Annotated in this window: 16 protein-coding genes; 10 read left to right on the top strand and 6 right to left on the bottom strand. The window is 61.8% G+C overall.

The genetic code is table 11. The features are described from left to right. Nucleotides 1-33: 33 nt before the first annotated feature. From AArcCO_RS05675 to AArcCO_RS05660, 4 genes are all read right to left on the bottom strand, one after another. Entirely contained in the window at nt 34-840 is an 807-nt protein-coding gene (locus AArcCO_RS05675; RefSeq protein WP_259535526.1) for an aldo/keto reductase, read from the bottom strand. Nucleotides 841-1,020: 180 nt separating this feature from the next. Then, nucleotides 1,021-2,526 carry a uracil-xanthine permease family protein gene (locus tag AArcCO_RS05670; RefSeq protein ID WP_259535524.1) on the bottom strand — a complete coding sequence of 502 codons (1,506 nt, stop codon included), beginning with the start codon at nt 2,524-2,526 and terminating at the stop codon, nt 1,021-1,023. 88 nt (nt 2,527-2,614) lie between these two features. Then, a complete protein-coding gene (locus AArcCO_RS05665; protein ID WP_259535523.1) occupies nt 2,615-3,655 on the bottom strand; it encodes a carbohydrate kinase family protein in 1,041 nt (346 codons plus the stop codon). A 68-nt stretch (nt 3,656-3,723) separates the two neighbouring features. Next, on the bottom strand, nt 3,724-4,881 hold the full coding sequence (locus tag AArcCO_RS05660) for a cobalamin-independent methionine synthase II family protein (protein ID WP_259535521.1): 1,158 nt from the start codon (nt 4,879-4,881) through the stop codon (nt 3,724-3,726). Nucleotides 4,882-5,046: 165 nt separating this feature from the next. On the opposite strand from AArcCO_RS05660, the gene AArcCO_RS05655 reads away from it, so the two are divergent. The 4 genes from AArcCO_RS05655 to AArcCO_RS05640 all read left to right on the top strand — a co-directional run bounded on the left by AArcCO_RS05655 (nt 5,047) and on the right by AArcCO_RS05640 (nt 9,361). After that, complete coding sequence (locus AArcCO_RS05655; RefSeq protein WP_259535519.1) at nt 5,047-5,331, top strand: DUF7545 family protein; 285 nt, start codon at nt 5,047-5,049, stop codon at nt 5,329-5,331. A 202-nt stretch (nt 5,332-5,533) separates the two neighbouring features. Next, complete coding sequence (locus AArcCO_RS05650; RefSeq protein ID WP_259535517.1) at nt 5,534-8,032, top strand: PKD domain-containing protein; 2,499 nt, start codon at nt 5,534-5,536, stop codon at nt 8,030-8,032. 96 nt (nt 8,033-8,128) lie between these two features. After that, nucleotides 8,129-8,854, top strand: coding sequence for a metal-dependent hydrolase (locus tag AArcCO_RS05645; RefSeq protein ID WP_259535514.1), 726 nt, complete (start codon nt 8,129-8,131; stop codon nt 8,852-8,854). A gap of 108 nt (nt 8,855-8,962) precedes the next feature. After that, nucleotides 8,963-9,361, top strand: coding sequence for an OsmC family protein (locus tag AArcCO_RS05640; RefSeq protein ID WP_259535512.1), 399 nt, complete (start codon nt 8,963-8,965; stop codon nt 9,359-9,361). A 41-nt stretch (nt 9,362-9,402) separates the two neighbouring features. Here AArcCO_RS05640 and AArcCO_RS05635 read toward each other — a convergent pair whose 3' ends face one another. Then, the gene (locus AArcCO_RS05635; protein ID WP_259535510.1) at nt 9,403-10,194 is read right to left on the bottom strand and encodes an HAD-IIA family hydrolase; all 792 of its coding nucleotides are present in this window, start codon (nt 10,192-10,194) and stop codon (nt 9,403-9,405) included. Between the two features lie 159 nt (nt 10,195-10,353). Here AArcCO_RS05635 and AArcCO_RS05630 point away from each other — a divergent pair, with 159 nt between their 5' ends. The 3 genes from AArcCO_RS05630 (at nt 10,354) to AArcCO_RS05620 (ending at nt 12,609) form a co-directional block, all read left to right on the top strand. After that, entirely contained in the window at nt 10,354-11,130 is a 777-nt protein-coding gene (locus AArcCO_RS05630) for a GTP cyclohydrolase IIa (protein ID WP_259535508.1), read from the top strand. Next, a complete protein-coding gene (locus tag AArcCO_RS05625) occupies nt 11,130-12,134 on the top strand; it encodes a zinc-dependent alcohol dehydrogenase (RefSeq protein WP_259535506.1) in 1,005 nt (334 codons plus the stop codon). The genes AArcCO_RS05630 and AArcCO_RS05625 overlap by 1 nt, the downstream gene beginning before the upstream one ends. Nucleotides 12,135-12,231: 97 nt before the next feature. Continuing rightward, on the top strand, nt 12,232-12,609 hold the full coding sequence (locus tag AArcCO_RS05620) for a 6-pyruvoyl trahydropterin synthase family protein (RefSeq protein WP_259535504.1): 378 nt from the start codon (nt 12,232-12,234) through the stop codon (nt 12,607-12,609). Nucleotide 12,610: 1 nt separating this feature from the next. On the opposite strand, the gene AArcCO_RS05615 is transcribed toward AArcCO_RS05620, so the two are convergent. Continuing rightward, complete coding sequence (locus tag AArcCO_RS05615) at nt 12,611-13,084, bottom strand: archaellin/type IV pilin N-terminal domain-containing protein (RefSeq protein ID WP_259535502.1); 474 nt, start codon at nt 13,082-13,084, stop codon at nt 12,611-12,613. A 223-nt stretch (nt 13,085-13,307) separates the two neighbouring features. Here AArcCO_RS05615 and AArcCO_RS05610 point away from each other — a divergent pair, with 223 nt between their 5' ends. The 3 genes from AArcCO_RS05610 to AArcCO_RS05600 are packed head-to-tail and all read left to right on the top strand — an operon-like array spanning nt 13,308 to nt 15,629. Then, nucleotides 13,308-14,744 carry a hypothetical protein gene (locus AArcCO_RS05610; protein ID WP_259535500.1) on the top strand — a complete coding sequence of 479 codons (1,437 nt, stop codon included), beginning with the start codon at nt 13,308-13,310 and terminating at the stop codon, nt 14,742-14,744. Nucleotides 14,745-14,769: 25 nt separating this feature from the next. Continuing rightward, on the top strand, nt 14,770-15,054 hold the full coding sequence (locus AArcCO_RS05605; RefSeq protein WP_259535498.1) for a hypothetical protein: 285 nt from the start codon (nt 14,770-14,772) through the stop codon (nt 15,052-15,054). Then, a complete protein-coding gene (locus AArcCO_RS05600; RefSeq protein ID WP_259535496.1) occupies nt 15,051-15,629 on the top strand; it encodes an SRPBCC family protein in 579 nt (192 codons plus the stop codon). Before AArcCO_RS05605 ends, AArcCO_RS05600 begins: the two co-directional genes overlap by 4 nt. Nucleotides 15,630-15,632 lie beyond the last annotated feature (3 nt).

Below are 15,632 nucleotides of genomic sequence, written 5' to 3'. Positions count from 1 at the left end.
TGGGGACCGACGGACCCGCGTCGGGGATCGACGTTACGATCCCTCGTTCCACGGAGCGGCGTCGGGATCGACGAACCGGGTCCGCTGGTCGAGTTCGTCGATCCGGGCGACGTCGGCAGCACGCAAATCGAGCCCAACCGACGCGAGATTTTCACGGAGATGATCGCCTCGACCTTTCGGGATCGGGGTCACGCCCCTGGCGATCGCCCACGACAGCGCGATCTGTGCCGGCGTCGCGTCGTACTCCGCAGCGATTTCCGACAGCAGCGGTTCCTCGAGCAGTTCCCCTTGCCCCAGTGGGGAGTAGCCGACGAGTTCGTAGCCGTGTTCGTGGGCGTGTGCCCGGAGGGTCTGCTGTGGCAACAGGGGATGGCACTCGACCTGGTTGGCGACGATCGGAGCCTCCAGGTGCTGTTGGGCCTCCTCGACGAGCGAGGGAGAGAAGTTCGAGACGCCGACGTGATCGACGACCCCTTCCTCGACGAGTTCGTCGAAGGCCTGGAGTGTCTCGGACGGGTCGTACGCGGAGATCGGCCAGTGGACGTACAGGAGATCGACCGCGTCGACACCGAGCCGGTCGAGGCTCTCCTCGGCAGTTTTCAAGACGTCCTCGTACGCGAGGTTGTCCGGGTGGATCTTCGTCGCGATCGTGACCGCCTCCCGGTCGACGTCGCTCCGGCGGATTCCCTCGCCGACGGCAGCCTCGTTGTCGTACATCTGGGCGGTGTCGACGTGACGATACCCCACATCCAGGGCCGCTCTTACCGTCTCGGCACACTCCTCGAACTCGTCGTTTCCGGACGTACCGAGACCGATCTGCGGCAAGTCGAGCCGACTCATAGTAGTCGGGTACACACCCCGCAAAGAAAGAATCCGGGGACGAGATCGAAATCGGGACGAGATCGAAACAGGGGATGAGATCGAAACAGGGGGCGAGAGCGAAACAGGGGGCGAGAGCGAAACAGGGGGCGAGAGCGAAACAGGGGGCGAGACTGACGGAGGAGCATCGACAGTCCGCGGTCAATCGTTGCTGCGGACGAACCGATCGTACGCGGAAACGAACTGTGAGTCGGTTTCCGCGGTCTTCTCCCACTCCTCGAGGCCGCGCTCCTCGCGGGTTCCCTCGATGGTATTGTCGAGCAGGAGGGCAACCAGCCCGCCGACTGCCATACCGGTCGAGCCAATCACGAAGATCGTCGTCGAGATAGCCTCCGTCCCGAGAACCGGGCCCAAAAGCGTCACTTCGGCCATTCCCTGCTGGAGCGCCTCGACGTCGCCGACGTTGTCCATGTAGGCGGGAACTGCGAGCCCGGTGAACATGGCGAGTCCGACCACGAAGAGGTTGCGCTGTGATTCGAGATCGACGTGTTTCAGGTTCGCCAGCCCGACAGCGACGATCTGCCCGAACATCGCGACGTACAGCCCTCCGACGATCGGATCCGGGATCGTCCGAATCAGGTTGCCGAACGGGCCGAGGAATCCGACCACGAGCATCACCGCCGCACCCACCTGCACGACGTAGCGCGAGGCGACACCCGTGAGGCCGATCGCGCCAATGTTCTCGGAGTAGGAAGTCGATCCACCGGTCCCCATCAGTCCGGAGAAGACGTTCATGAGTCCCTCCATGCCGATGCCGTGGTTGATCCGCTTTGCGCTGGGCGCGGCCGAGCCCGACAGGCGGGCGACCGCGTAGTAGTCGCCCAGGCTTTCGATTATCGAGGCAGCGATCCCGGCGAGCATCCCGATGATGAAGGCGGTTTCGAACCCGATCGCGGTCCCCCACTGCAGCGGGTAGATCGCCATCACGAGGCCGCCTTCCATCCAGACATCGATGCCGTGTTCGACGTATCCCGGCATGCCGGGCGCGTAGTGTCCCGTCACCGAAAGCGCCAGCGCGACGAGATACGCCCCGACGATCCCGAGGACGACCGGATAAAGCCGGAACGCCCGGTGTGCCGCGTCGAGGTACTGTGAGAACCCGACGATCAACACGAGGGTAAGCCCCAGCAGCCACCAGTCCTGAGTCGCAGTCGACACCTGCGGGGCGTCGAACAGCGCCAGCCCGATCAGCGCGATCGTCGGCGCGATCACGACCGGGGAGAGATACTCCCGGACCTTCCCCACCAGTCCGAAGTAGCCGACCGCTACCTCGACCATCGCGGCGGCGACGATCGCCCCCTGGAGTTGGAGCAACGCTCCGTTCCAGTCGTGACCGGTGGCCTGTGCGACCCCGATCACCGCAAGCGCCGGTGCAAGGAGGGAAAACGGCGCACCCTGAACGATCGGGTACCTGTTCCCGAACGTGGTCTGGGCGAGCGTCGCGATCCCCGAGACCACGAAGAAGGTACCGATGAATCGCCCCCACAGTTCCTGGGGCATCCCCAGTGCCCCCGCGAGCAACAGCGGGACTGCGATGTTAGCCCCCACCATCGTGAGGTAATGCTGGACTCCGAGACCGAGAGAAGTGGAAAGGGGTGGTTTATCGTCGATACCGTACTCTACGAACGTCGCCTCGTCGCGACTCATTGCTGCCCCCGCATCAGCCGTTCAGAATTAATGGGCCGTATAAAGTCCGGCGGTTTCCTCGTCGCGGTCGTCCACCCGGGCGGTCGAGCTACCTCTCGAACTGTTTCCGAAACGCCGCAACCTCTTTGCGGGTCGGCAGCGCCGTCATCGCCCCGGGTTCGGTGGTCGTCACCGCCGCGACCGCGCCCGCGAACTCCAGAGCCATCGGGAGCGGTTCGTCGTTCGAGAGGGCCGCGATCGCGCCCGCGAAGAACCCGTCGCCGGCGCCGGTCGTGTCGACTGCATCGACCGGGTAACCGTCGTGTCGGACGACTGCGTCAGCGGATCTCTCCCCGTCACCGGGCCTGTGGGCGTCGTCGAACCACGGGGCATCGGGAGTCGCATACGCGACCGCACCCGCGGAGCCGAGGGTGAGAAACACCGTGTGGGGGCCGTCGTCGGCGACGCTTCGGACCAGTTGTTCGTCGTCGAGTTCGCAGTCGTATCCCGCCGCCTCGAGATCCTCCCGGGACGTCTTTACGACGTCCGCGAGGCCGAAAGCCCGGTCGACGCTGTCGGCGAAGTCGTACTCGTCCCACAGTTCCGGACGGGCGTTGGGATCGAACGAAACCGTTGTGTCGGTGCCACCGGCGCGTTCGAGGATATCGAACGTCGCTTCCCGACCGGGATCGTCGGCGAGCGTGACGCCGCCGGCGTGAAGCCAGTCTGTCCCTTCGAGGCGTTCGTCGTCGATTCGTCCGGACTGGAGTCGGGTGTCGGCGCTGCGGTCGCGGTGGAAGCTGAACGCTCGGTCTGCGTCCGGATCGAGGCTCACGAACGCGAGCCCGGTTTTGGCGCGGGGATCGATCTCGACGAGTTCGTCGGGGATCCCCGCCGCCTCGAGCGTTCGTCGGAGGAAGTCACCGAACGGATCGTCGCCGACCCGGGTCCAGAACGCCGGGGTGACGCCGAGTCGGGAAAGCCCGACCGCGACGTTAGCGGGAGCACCTCCCGCACGGCGATGGAACGTTTCGACGTCGGGAAGCGGCCCAGGGGTCTCGGGGATGAAATCGACGAGCGTCTCACCGACGACCAGAACGGACGGATCTGACGACGGATCCGAGTCGCTGCCGAACGTGTCGTCCCACATAACACGGTGGTCGGCGGCGGCCACCAAAGGGCTGTCGAGAGCCGGATCATCCCGGAGTCGAAATCGCGTCAGTACACCCGTTCGCTCGCCAGTTTCGCCCCGTCGGCGAGGGCGTCCAGCTTCTTCCAGGCGATTTCGGGATGGACCGCCCCGAAGCCGGCAAACGTGCCGAGCCCGCAGTCTGCGCCCGCGAGGATCCGATCGGGATCGCCGACGGCGTCGACGAACCGCTCGATGCGGTCGGCGATCACCGCCGGGGGTTCGATGTAATTGACCGTGACGTCGATCACCCCCGGGATCAGTTGCCAGCGGTCGGGGACGCCATGCTCCTCGAAAACTGTGTAGTCGTGCTGGTGGCACGGGTTCGCCTGCTCGATCAAAAGCCCCCCGACGTCTGCCTCGTAGATTTCGGGCAGGACCGTCTCCAGCGAGATATCGTGGTGGTGTGGCCCCTCGTAGTTCCCCCAGCAGGTGTGGATCCGAACCTGCTCTGCCGGCACGTTCGCGAGCGCTTCATTGAGGGCTTCGACGTGGGTTGCCACGACCTCGACGAATTCCGACTCGGAGCGGTCCTTGAACTTGAGATGCCGCCCTCCGAGCAGGTCCGGGGCGTCGATCTGGAGCGTCGCCCCCGAGTCGGCGATCAGTTCGTACTCGGTGGCGATCGCGTCCGCGACCGCAAAGAGGTACTCCTCGTGGCTGTCGTAGTGGGTGTTTCCGACGTAGGCAGCGACGGTTCCCGGTGCGGCCGCCGTCACGAACGTCTCTTCGAACTCGGCGCCGGTCTCCTCGATGGCGGCCTCGAACCGGTCGAGCTCCGCCTTGGTCTCGGCCTCGCCGTCGTACTCGATCGGCCCGGAGGCGGCCGGAATCGTCGCCCCCGGCTCCGACCACTCCCGGAACGTCGGAACCTGCCGAGCGTACTCCGGATACTCCTCGAGATCGGCCCACTGTATCGCCGGTACTTCGCCCTCGAAACCGGTGAGCCGGTTTACGACGTACGTGACGAACGAAAGTCGCCCCTGTTCCCCATGGGTTGCGACGTCGATCCCGACCTCCTCCTGTCGGCGGACCGCCTCCTCCGTCGCCTCCCTGACCGCCGCTTCGAAGGCTTCCTCGTCGATCTCCTCGCCGGCCTGTATGCGCTCGAAGTACGGGAGCAGATCCTCCGGGCGGGGGAGGCTCCCGACGTGCGTCGTCGAGATGCGTTCGGTACTGTGTGACATGGCACGTCAGCCGTTGGAGCGAATACCACTTATCGGTTACTGATGGTTATTTATTTCTTATATATTAGTACTATTGGTAATATACTCGGTGGATCAGTCGACGAGCGGCGGGGTTCGTTCCGGAAGTTCCACAGAGCCTTACGTGTGGAATGCGTCGTCGGCCCCATGGGAGAAACTGAAACCTACACCGTAACCGGACCGGACGGCAACGAGGACACAGTAGAGCTACCGGCAGGGCTCGTCGACACGATGACCGAGCAGGGCGAAAACCCGACGCACGTGATCACAGATATCGTGCTGCAGGCGATGGCCCAACAGGCGCACGCGATGGTCCATCACTCCGAAGGCGAACCGCCGGCCGACGTCGTCGAGATGAACAACACCGTCGAGGAACTGTTCGAAGAGCGGTTCGGTATGCCGCTCTCGGAAGCGCTCGGTCACCAGCACTGAGCGGCTCGATCGGCTACCGCGCAACCGATTTCACCGCCAAAAGTTTTCAACAGAGAACGGTCACGACGAGCGGCTGCCGGCTTCTGACAGTCGGTGAATTTCACAAAATAATCCAGAATTCCGAAGATTCAATATATTCACATCTACCTTTATTTTATACAAAACTATTTAAGATAAGATCGGAGTAGGACCACATATTCCGATGGACGGCAGGAAGGTATTCGCGGTGTTGTTGGTCGTCGCAGCCGTGGGTTCGACGGCCGTAGTAGTAGCGGACGAAACCGAGCCGATGGCCGACGCGGGCCTGGACAGGTCCGTCGATCTCGGGGAGACCGTGTATCTCGACGCGAGTGGGTCGCGGGCGGTGAGCGGGGATATCGACGGGTTCCAGTGGTACGTCACTCCGCCTGGCGGGGAGCGAGAACGTCTTGAGGGTGGCGATTCAGTGAGACACACCTATGTGCCAGATTCCGCCGGCGAATGGCGCTTTACGGTCGAAGTGATTGGTACGAACGACGAGGTGAGCGAAGATTACGTGGAAGTTTTGGTGGAGATTGCGGACTCGTCTGAGGATGAGCCGGGACAGTCCGACAACGGACCGGATGAAACAAATGACACAGATGACACCTCAGAGGCTCCCTCGTCCAATCCAGACGATGGTTCTGGAAGCGATCCAACACCAGCCCCTGCTTCAGATGAGCCTGAAAATCCGGATGAACCTGAAGAAACAACCGGATCTGATGGAACAGATCAAGATCCTATTGACTTGAGAATTTCCGGACCTTCAGTAGTCGTACAGGGAACAGAGCATACTTACGAAGTGGAAAGTAGTGGTGAGATAACCGAGTACGATTGGGAATATACGTCGGGCCAAGATATTTATCTCGGATCTGGAACAACACAAGACATCTCATTTAGTGACCAGAAGGCAGATTCTGGGAAGATTACAGTCCTTGGCACAACCAACTTCGGTGATGAAGTCTCAGTTGAGAAGGGAGTTACAGTTGTAGAACCCGACGCAGAAACTCCAGAAGTTACAGATGAGCCGGAACACGAGGTTACTGGTTTAGAAACTAGTACTCAATATGCTGGTAATGATCCAACAATAGAAGTACAGGATTATTTGGATAGACAAGTAGAAAAGGCGTTATTAACCGCAGTCCCACAAGAATCGATCCAATTTTCGGCAGATGTGGATTCATCAAATGGACAAGATTTAACATACATGTGGAATTTTGGAGATGGGTCCAAGACTAAAACCTCGCGACCTTCAGCAACTCATTTTTATGAGATACATGAACCAGTTAGTAGAGAATACAATGTTGAAGTAAAAGTTGTTGATCAGTTTGGGAGAATAGACAGATATGAGGAAACCGTAGTGATTCAAGGGCCAACAGTTAGCCATGGTGAAGATTATGTCCAAATACAGGAGATTGAAGATTCAACGCTGACTGCTACTTTTGAGATTGAGACAGCAACGACGCCGGCAGATCATGAAGATCTCTATGAAATCAATTTCGGCGATGGCAGTTCTTTAAATCTATATGCAGACGATTGCCAGGGATCACGGTTGTGTGGTGGGAATACATATACAATAACACATCAATATAGTTCTCCTGGGACTTATTCAGTGTGGCTTTCTGGAAAAGAATTTCAGGACACAAGTGACCAAACGCAAGTAACCGTCACCTTCGACTCCTACACCGAGTACCACTACACCGAGAGAACGACTGCAGTCGCCGAATACGTTTCGGAAGACGATCCCGGCGAGGGCTGGGAAAAGGCCGGCATCGAGTCGATCGACGAAGAGGTAGTCGACCGAGAGGAAACGCGCATCCGCGACGAGCAGAACCCCGACGCCCTGCTATCGGACGACTGGCGACGGATCGGAACCGAGACCGAAACCGAACAGCGTCGGGAAACCCGGGTGGCCGCAAACTGGCCGGGAAGCGACTGGTCGATGGCCGAACGGACAGTCGACAGCGAAACTCGGATCGTGGGCTACGACCACGTCGAGGTTCCCCACCGGAGTCTCGCTCCCAACGACGGCACCTACGTCGGGACGACGACGAACTACCACACGACCACCGAGCGGGAACGGAGCACCTCTCGACCCTCTGGCTCGGGATGGTCGCGGGTTCGATCCACCGGACAGGTTCGCGACGGGACCGGGTCGACCTGGCGGTCGTCACGACGAGCCCCGGCGGCCGGCTGGCGGGTCGTCGACTCCAGGACGGTGACCGACTACTACACCGAAACCGAACGGTACTGCAAGGAGCGAACGAACAGCTGGTTCGGGAATGGCAGATGCATCGACTGGGGCGAACGAACGGTGTGGAAAAGCGATACCAGCCGGGAGTACAAGTTCGAATACCCTACCTATAGCACCGAATACCTCTGGGAACGAACGACGAGTACCCCGGAGGTGTACTACGAGTACCGCGTCCCCGAGTACGATCGACAGGATCTCCACCGATGGGAACGTACCTACACCGACGAAATCGAGTACGGCGTGTACGAGAAACTCGACTACGAAACCACGACCACCTACGAGTGGGAAAAGGAGGTCGAACGGGAGATCGACCAGGTGAGTCTCACCCCACCGAACACCGACGAGATTGATGTGATCGGCGAGGTGTCCGAACGCGTCGTCGCCTGCGGAAGCGGCGAGGGAGAACTCGAAGACGAGGGGTGTTCCTGACCCCGCGCCACGGCAGAAATTCGTTGTACGTGGCAGGGACCGTTCGGAATGTATCAACGACTTTTATTACCTGTCGGCGAGGTGTATCGACTGGCTATGGAACTCACCTGGCACGGCCACTCCACCTGGCACGTAACGGTCGGTGAAACGTCGCTGTTGATCGATCCGTTCTTCGACAACCCGAAGACGGATCTTGATCCGGCGGACGTCGATCAGCCGGATTACGTCCTGCTCACCCACGGGCACGCCGATCACGTCGCCCACGCAGGCGAGTTCTCCGAGGCAACGCTCGTCGCAGTCCCGGAACTGGTCTCATACGCCGAGGACAACTTCGGCTTCGAGGACGCCGTCGGCGGCATGGGGATGAACCTCGGCGGTACCGTCGAGTGTGGCGACGCCTTCGTTACGATGGTCCGGGCAGACCACACCAACGGCATCGAAACCGGCTACGAGACGAGCGCCGGAATGCCTGCCGGCTTCGTCATTTCTGACAAAAAACCGACACAGGAAGCCGATCCCGACGCGACGACGTTCTATCACGCCGGCGACACGAGCCTGATGAGCGAGATGCGCGACGTGATCGGACCGTTCCTCGAACCCGACGCCGCCGCCGTTCCGGCCGGCGACCACTTCACCATGGGTCCGACCCAGGCGGCGATCGCGGTCGACTGGCTCGACGTCGACTACGCGTTCCCGATGCACTACGACACGTTCCCGCCGATCGAGATCGACACCGACGACTTCGTCCGCGAGGTGAAAGCGACCGGCAGCGACGCCGAGGTCCGCGTCCTCGAAGGCGACGAGACGTTCAGCCTCGAGTGAAGACCACGATCACGACCCCAACCGCCGGCTCGGAGAAGCCCGTTTTTGCAATCCAGACGACCCCCCGGAAGCAACCTTTAGGACGGTTCCGACCAATACGTAGTTGCAATGACGGATATCGAAACCAGCACGGTGTGTGAGGAAGGGTACCACTGTTCGAGCCACGTCGGCGAGTTCGATCTCTCGATCGACGCCACGGGCGAGGAGGGACCGACTGCGAATCAGGCCCTCGTCGCGACGTACGCGTCCTGTTACCTCCCCGCGCTCCGGGTCGCCGGACGACAGCGCGGTCACGACGACCTCGGAAAGCTCCAGATTGACGCGTCCGCCGATCTCGATGACGACGACGACCTCGCCGCAATTCGGTGGGATCTCCACGTCGAACTCGACTTGAGCGACGAGGAACTCGAGGAGATCGTCGACCGGGGCAAGGATATCTGCCACGTCCACTCGGCGGTTCGCCCAGGACTGCGCGCAGAGATCACTGCACACGGCGACGCATTTTAAGAAGGACCGGGAAGGGACGCGCTCGAGAACGGTGGAACGCCTCAGGAATCGCCGTCCAACACCCGATCGATCCCGGCGAGCGAGTCCAGGACGTAGTCGGGCTGAATCTCGGCGTTCGCGAGGGCTTCGGCGTCCGTGACCCCTGTCCGGACGAGCACGGTCGTCATCCCGGCCTCGTTGCCGAGCGCGATGTCGGTATCGAGCCGGTCGCCGACGACGAAACAGTCGCCCGGATCGTAGTCGAATCGCTCGAAGATTGCGCGTCGCGTCGGTTCGTTCGGCTTGCCGAACACCGCGTCCGGCTGTCGACCGGTGACGTCCACGACGGCGTTTATCAACGCTCCAGACCCAGGGACGTTCCGTTCCGCCGCCGGAATCACCACGTCCGGGTCGGTGCCGTAAAATCGAACGTCGTCGTCCTCCAGCGCCCACTGGACGGCACACAGTTCCTCGTAATCGAACTCTCGATCCAGGGACACGACCACGACGTCGGCGACACTGGGGTCCGAGGAAAGCGAAAGCCCGACTTCCCTGAGTTGCCGTGCGAGTCCCGTCTCGCCGACCAGATAGATCGAATCATCGGGGTGGTGACGCTCGAGGTACGCCGTCGATACAGTGCCGGCAGTAACGACGTGATCGACGTCGACGTCGTATCCCGCCCGAGAGAGCCGACGGACGTACGCCGGAGGAGCCTTGCTCGGATTATTGGAGACGAACAGCGGTTCGACGCCGGCCGAACGGAGTCGCCGAACGCCGTCCGGGGCCCCGGGGATCGGTTCGTCCCCACGGACGACGGTCCCGTCGACGTCGAGGACAGCACCTCGGTATTCCATGGACCGTCGTACGACCGGAACGGAGTTGAACGTCCCGGTCCCGGACGGCTCCCGTCGGTCGAAAACGAACCTGGAACAGCGGCCAGTTCCGAGAACCGTCCTCATTGGCCGAGACTAACGGAAAGAACCAAAGTACCGGGAACCCGAAAGAAGGATACAGTGACGAACACACAGATTACGCTGGTTCAGATCGACAACTACGGCCCTTGGACGGTGTCGCCGGAGCCGCGACGGGAGATGGATCTCCAGACCCTGCAGTCGCGACTGTTCGCCGACCTCGCGCAGTTCATCGGCAGCCGCGACGGCTACGTTTTCTTCACCCGGTTCGACAACATGGTTGCGGTCACCAACGGGATCGACCGAACGGACCACCACACGCTACAGGAGTCGATCCGAAACCGCTATCCAGTGACGGTGAGTCTCGGCGTGGATGTCGACTCGCAACCCTCCGAAGCGCTCGAAAACGCGACAGAACGACTCCAGCGCGCCGGTAGTGCCCAGGACAGCGATCGCAAGGAGGTCTTTTCGGGGTCGTTCCGGGAACCCACCGCAGGCGACGATCTCCAGATCGCTCATTTCGACGTGAACGACGCGACCGAAAAGTACACCGACCGCCTCAACGAGTTCGATTCGTTCATCCACATCGAACACGGCTACGCAGAGCTGATGCGATACATGCGGGAGGCGCACGGCGCGCTGTCGTTCTTCGTCGGCGGCGACAACATCATCGCGGTCTGCCCAGAGCTGAGTGTCGACGAATACCAGGACGCGATCGATCACGTGGCCGACGCCGTGGACGTTCAGTTGAAAGTCGGCGTAGGGACCGGTGAATCGCCGCACAAGGCCGGGTTCGCGGCGAAACACGCACTCGAGGACTGTCGATACGAGGGAACGACTGTCGAGTTCGCGACAGAACACGCGGCTGCCGGCGACTGATGCGCCGCCGGCTCTCCTTCGTGGCTCCGGGGGAGGTCGAACTCGAGCGCGCGGAACGTCCCACCCCGGGTCGGAACCAGCTCCGGGTCGAAACGACCGTCTCCGCGATCAGTAGCGGAACCGAACTGCTGATCTATCGGGGTGAAGCACCCGAACGACTGCCGATAGACGAGAGCCTGCCGGCGTTTTCCGGGCGATTTACCTACCCGCTGCGATACGGCTACGCGGCCGTCGGCGTCGTCGACGAAGTCGGCCAGGACGTTCCCGAAGAGTGGGCCGGACAACGCGTGTTCGCGTTCAATCCCCACGAGAGCCACTTCCTCGCCTCTCCCGAGGAGGTGGTTCCGGTACCCGATGGGATCGAGAGCCAGTCAGCCACGCTGTTGCCACTCGTCGAGACGGCCATTAACTTCGTCCACGATGGGGGGCCGCGGCTGGGAGAACGCGTCGCCGTATTCGGGCAGGGGACAGTCGGGCTGCTCACAACTGAACTTCTCACCAGGTTCCCGCTGGATCAGCTCGTCGCAATCGACCCCGTGGAAACGCGCCGCAAACTCGCCCGTCGTCTCGGGGTCGACAGGGCGATCGCCCCCGCTGCGCTGGAGGAGCAGTACGATTCCGAGTCAGAGGGCGCCGGAACCGACCTAGCGTTCGAGGTCTCGGGCAACCCGGAGGCCCTCGACGATGCGATCCACACGGCCGGCTACGACGGCCGGATCGTCGTCGGATCGTGGTACGGAACCAAGGAGGCCACGCTGGATCTCGGAGCCGAGTTCCATCGGAACCGAATTACCATCGAGAGTAGCCAGGTGAGCACCGTCGATCCGGCCCTGCGCGGCAGGTGGGACGCCGATCGGCGGCTTTCGACTGCATGGGAACTGCTCGAAGACTTCGACACGGAGCCGCTCATCACCCATCGGGAGCCGCTATCGAACGCCGAGATCGCTTACGAGCGACTGGCAGACAAATCGGATGGCGTCGTCACTACGCTGTTCGAATACTGAGCGGCACTGATCGACGGGAAAGCGAACACGACGGTCCGGAGACGTCGAACACGAACTGTGGAGCAGACTCTTTACCGAAGAATTCGTATCCGCGAGTATGTATTCAGTTACGGTGACAGAGTCGTTCATCGCCCAGCACTATCTGACGGTGCCGGATCCGGGTCCCGAAGGGAAACTGCACTCCCATCAGTTCGAGATGGAGGCGACGTTCGAGGGCGACCAGCTCGGCGAATACGGCTATCTGGTCGACATCGACGACGTAAAAGCCGGGATCGACGCCGTCCGGGAACGATACGCGGACGAGACGCTCAACGATAAACCCGCCTTCGAGGGGCGCAATCCAAGCGTCGAGCACTTTTCACGAATTGCCTGTGAAACCCTCCTGGACCACGTCGACCCGGCCGCAGCCGACAGGGTTCGGGTCGTGATGTGGGAAGACGAAGAAGCCGCAGCCGGCTACGAAACGGCGCTTTGAACTACTCTTCGATCACGACAGCTTCTTCGAGCGTCATCTCCGCCAGAATAGCCGATCGATCCTCGATTTCCCACACGAGGGCGATCTCGGTGTCCCGAGACAACTCGCTTTCCGGTTCCCCCTCGATCTCGATCCCCACCGTGTCCCCCGCAGACAACCGGTCCGATTCGGATGTGACGGCACCCAGCGAGGCGTTGCCGTCTCCCGAAAGGATCACTGCGTCAAGATTGTCGGCCGCCACTGTGTCGCCACCCCGATGTGTAAACTCCAGGAACACGTCGCCAGATTCGGGGGACGGTTCGACGACCGCCCCGCTCCAGGTTGTACTGGGGCTACTGTCGACGATGCCCCCCAATCCCAGCACAGAGAAACCCACGAGCGTCGCGAGTGCGACCACGAGCGCGACGAGCAGAACGATACCCACGACTGGCGCGGCAGCGTCGTTTGCTCCTCCGAGCTGCGAACGTGAAGCCATGGAACGATCTACGGGCGAGACGGTCGACGACGCCGACCTGTTCGGAACCGGTCCCCCAGTTTGTTCGGTACCGGACCCCCAGTTCGACCATCGCACACCCCGCGTCCGTACGGTGGACTGTGTTTTCAATTGACTTAAATTTCAGTGCCAGAACAGTCACCCGAATCACCTGCTGCAGCCACCTATGGAAAACCATATAACAGATAATCTGTAAACTAAAACTATGGACGACGGGATATCTCCGGAAGTTCGAGAACGGATCGACAAACACAGGGAAGGGCGGTCCGAGCACCGCGGAACGCTGGTAGTGAGCGACGCGGAGGCGTACGTCGGGGACACCGTTACGCTGGAAGGACGAAACCTCCCGGAGAATGCCGACGTCGACGTGATCTGGCACACCGCGGAGGGAATGTGGGGCGTACTCAAGGCAAACGAAGTCGTGGGTGCACAGTACCAGCCCCGGAAAGAGCAGTTGACGTCGATCACGAGCGACGAGAACGGGCGGTTCACCGAGGAGTGGCAGATTCCGGAGGACTACGGCGGGGAACACCGGATCGAACTACGACCGGCCGGCGACGACGAGACCACTCTGGCGGAGACGAAGCTCAAGATCCTCCCGTGGTTCGAAATCGATCGGACCGAGGCCGAGATGGGTGAATTCTTCACCGTGACCGGCTACGGACTCGGCCCGAACGTGATCACGAACAACTACCAGATCGCCTGGGACAACGGAATGGTCGGGATCATGACCGGCGTGCAGAACCGCGGAACCGCGACCGCCGAAGTGCGGGCCGTTGGGCCGCCCGGAAAGCACGTCCTGCAGGTGTGGCGCAACTATCGCGGGGTGCCGTTCCTCCAGAACAACACCCAGTCGCCGTTCGGTCCAGTCGCAGGGGGGCGCAAGTCCTCCTGGACCGTGGAGGTCACCGAGCCCGAATCCGAGCCGGAGTCGGCGTGGCTCGACCCGATGTGGGACGAGGGGCCACTCAGCGTGCACCTGCCCGATATCGACGAGGAGACCGACGCGGAGCTGGAGATCTCGCCGACCTCCGGTCAGCCCGGGACGGACGCGTTCATCACCGGACGGAACTTCCCCGCAGACACCGAGGTGGACCTGATCTGGCACAGCCACGAGGGACACCGCGTGAAGGGGATCGACATCACGCCCGTGCCGATGCCGGACGCGCTGCCGTCGGTGACGACCGACGAGGACGGCGCGTTCCAGGTCGAAGTCGAGATCCCGACCGACATCGGCGCCACCCGACCGATCACCGCCGAGATCGACGGGAAATCAGTGGCGAAGACGGGCTTTATGATGCAGCCGCGGATCGAGACGTTCTCTCCGACGGAGGGTCCCGCAGGCACGGAGATCGAGATCGAGATCTCCGGTGTGGGCTGGCCCACCTACGGGAACGCCTACTACTTCGTGTACGACAACAAGCCCCTCGGATACATCTGCGGGCTGGAAGCCGCGGTGAACCGGACTGTCCTGCAGGCGGCCGGCGAGCCGGGGTGGCACTTTATCGACGTCTACCCGAGCTTCTTCCAGGTGCAGGAGGACGAACCGGACTTCGAGCTGAAGCCGCACCTCTCGTATCTGGACAACCATCCGATCCGTCCCCTCCCGGCGGCGCACTTCGCGTTCAAGATCACGGAGTAAGCTGCGCCACGCGCCGCGAGACCCTATGAACGAAATCCTCCCGGAACACAACGCGGGGTTCGTCCGACAGCTCGGGCCCGAACCCGACGACCTGCTGGTCGAGATGGACGAGTACGTCGTAGATCACGACGCAGAGAAGTACTCCGGGGAGGAAACGTTCCACAGGTTCGCTCAGACGTGGCGACGGGATCACCGAAAGCGGCAGGCGCCTCACAGACGGCCGGAACCGGGACGCGACCGAATCGACGGACGGTCGAACGAACAGCCAGACCGGGCGGAGCGACCGAACCCACACGCGGAGCCACCATGAATTTCACCAGGAACGGATCCGGGACACCAGACACGGCCGAGGAACAGCAACCCGAACACGGGACGGCAACTGACGACGACGGCGGGGACGAGGGCCAGTCCGACGGTGGACTGTCGTTCGACGGAACAGTCCGGTTCGACGCGTCGAAAGACGATCTGTGGACGTTCGTCTCCGAACCGGAAAACCTCGTCCACTGTGTTCCAGGGGCAGACGACGTCGAACAACTCTCCCAGCGCCGTTACACCTTCGAGATCACCCGGGGGGTAAGTCGGTTGACGCTTTCGGTATCTGGCGAGGCAGAGCTGGTCGAGATGCACGAGCCCGACTGGATCGTCGCCGACGGCAACGCCTACGATTCGACGACCGGAAGCCAGTTCGACGTGATCGCCGCCATGGAGATGAGCGAAACGGACGACGGGGTCGTCGACATGGCGTACACGGTCGACATCGACCTCACGGGTGGCGTGGCCGGCGTCGCCGGCCTCACCGACGGGCTGGTCAGGTCGATCGTGAAATCCGACATGGAAACGTACTTCGAAAACATCAGGTCCGAAGTCGAACCGAAAGAAACCTGACGG

Origin of the sequence: Halalkaliarchaeum sp. AArc-CO, from assembly GCF_024972735.1 — an archaeon.
Lineage (GTDB): Archaea > Halobacteriota > Halobacteria > Halobacteriales > Haloferacaceae > Halalkaliarchaeum.
This window is presented reverse-complemented; position numbering and strand designations above follow the sequence as displayed.

Coding starts and splice junctions, on each gene's coding strand:
- AArcCO_RS05625 (WP_259535506.1), top strand. CDS start 11,130: ATGCGCCGCCGGCTCTCCTTCGTGGCTCCGGGGGAGGTCGAACTCGAG.
- AArcCO_RS05655 (WP_259535519.1), top strand. CDS start 5,047: ATGGGAGAAACTGAAACCTACACCGTAACCGGACCGGACGGCAACGAG.
- AArcCO_RS05660 (WP_259535521.1), bottom strand. CDS start 4,881: ATGTCACACAGTACCGAACGCATCTCGACGACGCACGTCGGGAGCCTC.
- AArcCO_RS05620 (WP_259535504.1), top strand. CDS start 12,232: ATGTATTCAGTTACGGTGACAGAGTCGTTCATCGCCCAGCACTATCTG.
- AArcCO_RS05635 (WP_259535510.1), bottom strand. CDS start 10,194: ATGGAATACCGAGGTGCTGTCCTCGACGTCGACGGGACCGTCGTCCGT.
- AArcCO_RS05605 (WP_259535498.1), top strand. CDS start 14,770: ATGAACGAAATCCTCCCGGAACACAACGCGGGGTTCGTCCGACAGCTC.
- AArcCO_RS05610 (WP_259535500.1), top strand. CDS start 13,308: ATGGACGACGGGATATCTCCGGAAGTTCGAGAACGGATCGACAAACAC.
- AArcCO_RS05665 (WP_259535523.1), bottom strand. CDS start 3,655: ATGTGGGACGACACGTTCGGCAGCGACTCGGATCCGTCGTCAGATCCG.
- AArcCO_RS05675 (WP_259535526.1), bottom strand. CDS start 840: ATGAGTCGGCTCGACTTGCCGCAGATCGGTCTCGGTACGTCCGGAAAC.
- AArcCO_RS05670 (WP_259535524.1), bottom strand. CDS start 2,526: ATGAGTCGCGACGAGGCGACGTTCGTAGAGTACGGTATCGACGATAAA.
- AArcCO_RS05600 (WP_259535496.1), top strand. CDS start 15,051: ATGAATTTCACCAGGAACGGATCCGGGACACCAGACACGGCCGAGGAA.
- AArcCO_RS05650 (WP_259535517.1), top strand. CDS start 5,534: ATGGACGGCAGGAAGGTATTCGCGGTGTTGTTGGTCGTCGCAGCCGTG.
- AArcCO_RS05615 (WP_259535502.1), bottom strand. CDS start 13,084: ATGGCTTCACGTTCGCAGCTCGGAGGAGCAAACGACGCTGCCGCGCCA.
- AArcCO_RS05640 (WP_259535512.1), top strand. CDS start 8,963: ATGACGGATATCGAAACCAGCACGGTGTGTGAGGAAGGGTACCACTGT.
- AArcCO_RS05645 (WP_259535514.1), top strand. CDS start 8,129: ATGGAACTCACCTGGCACGGCCACTCCACCTGGCACGTAACGGTCGGT.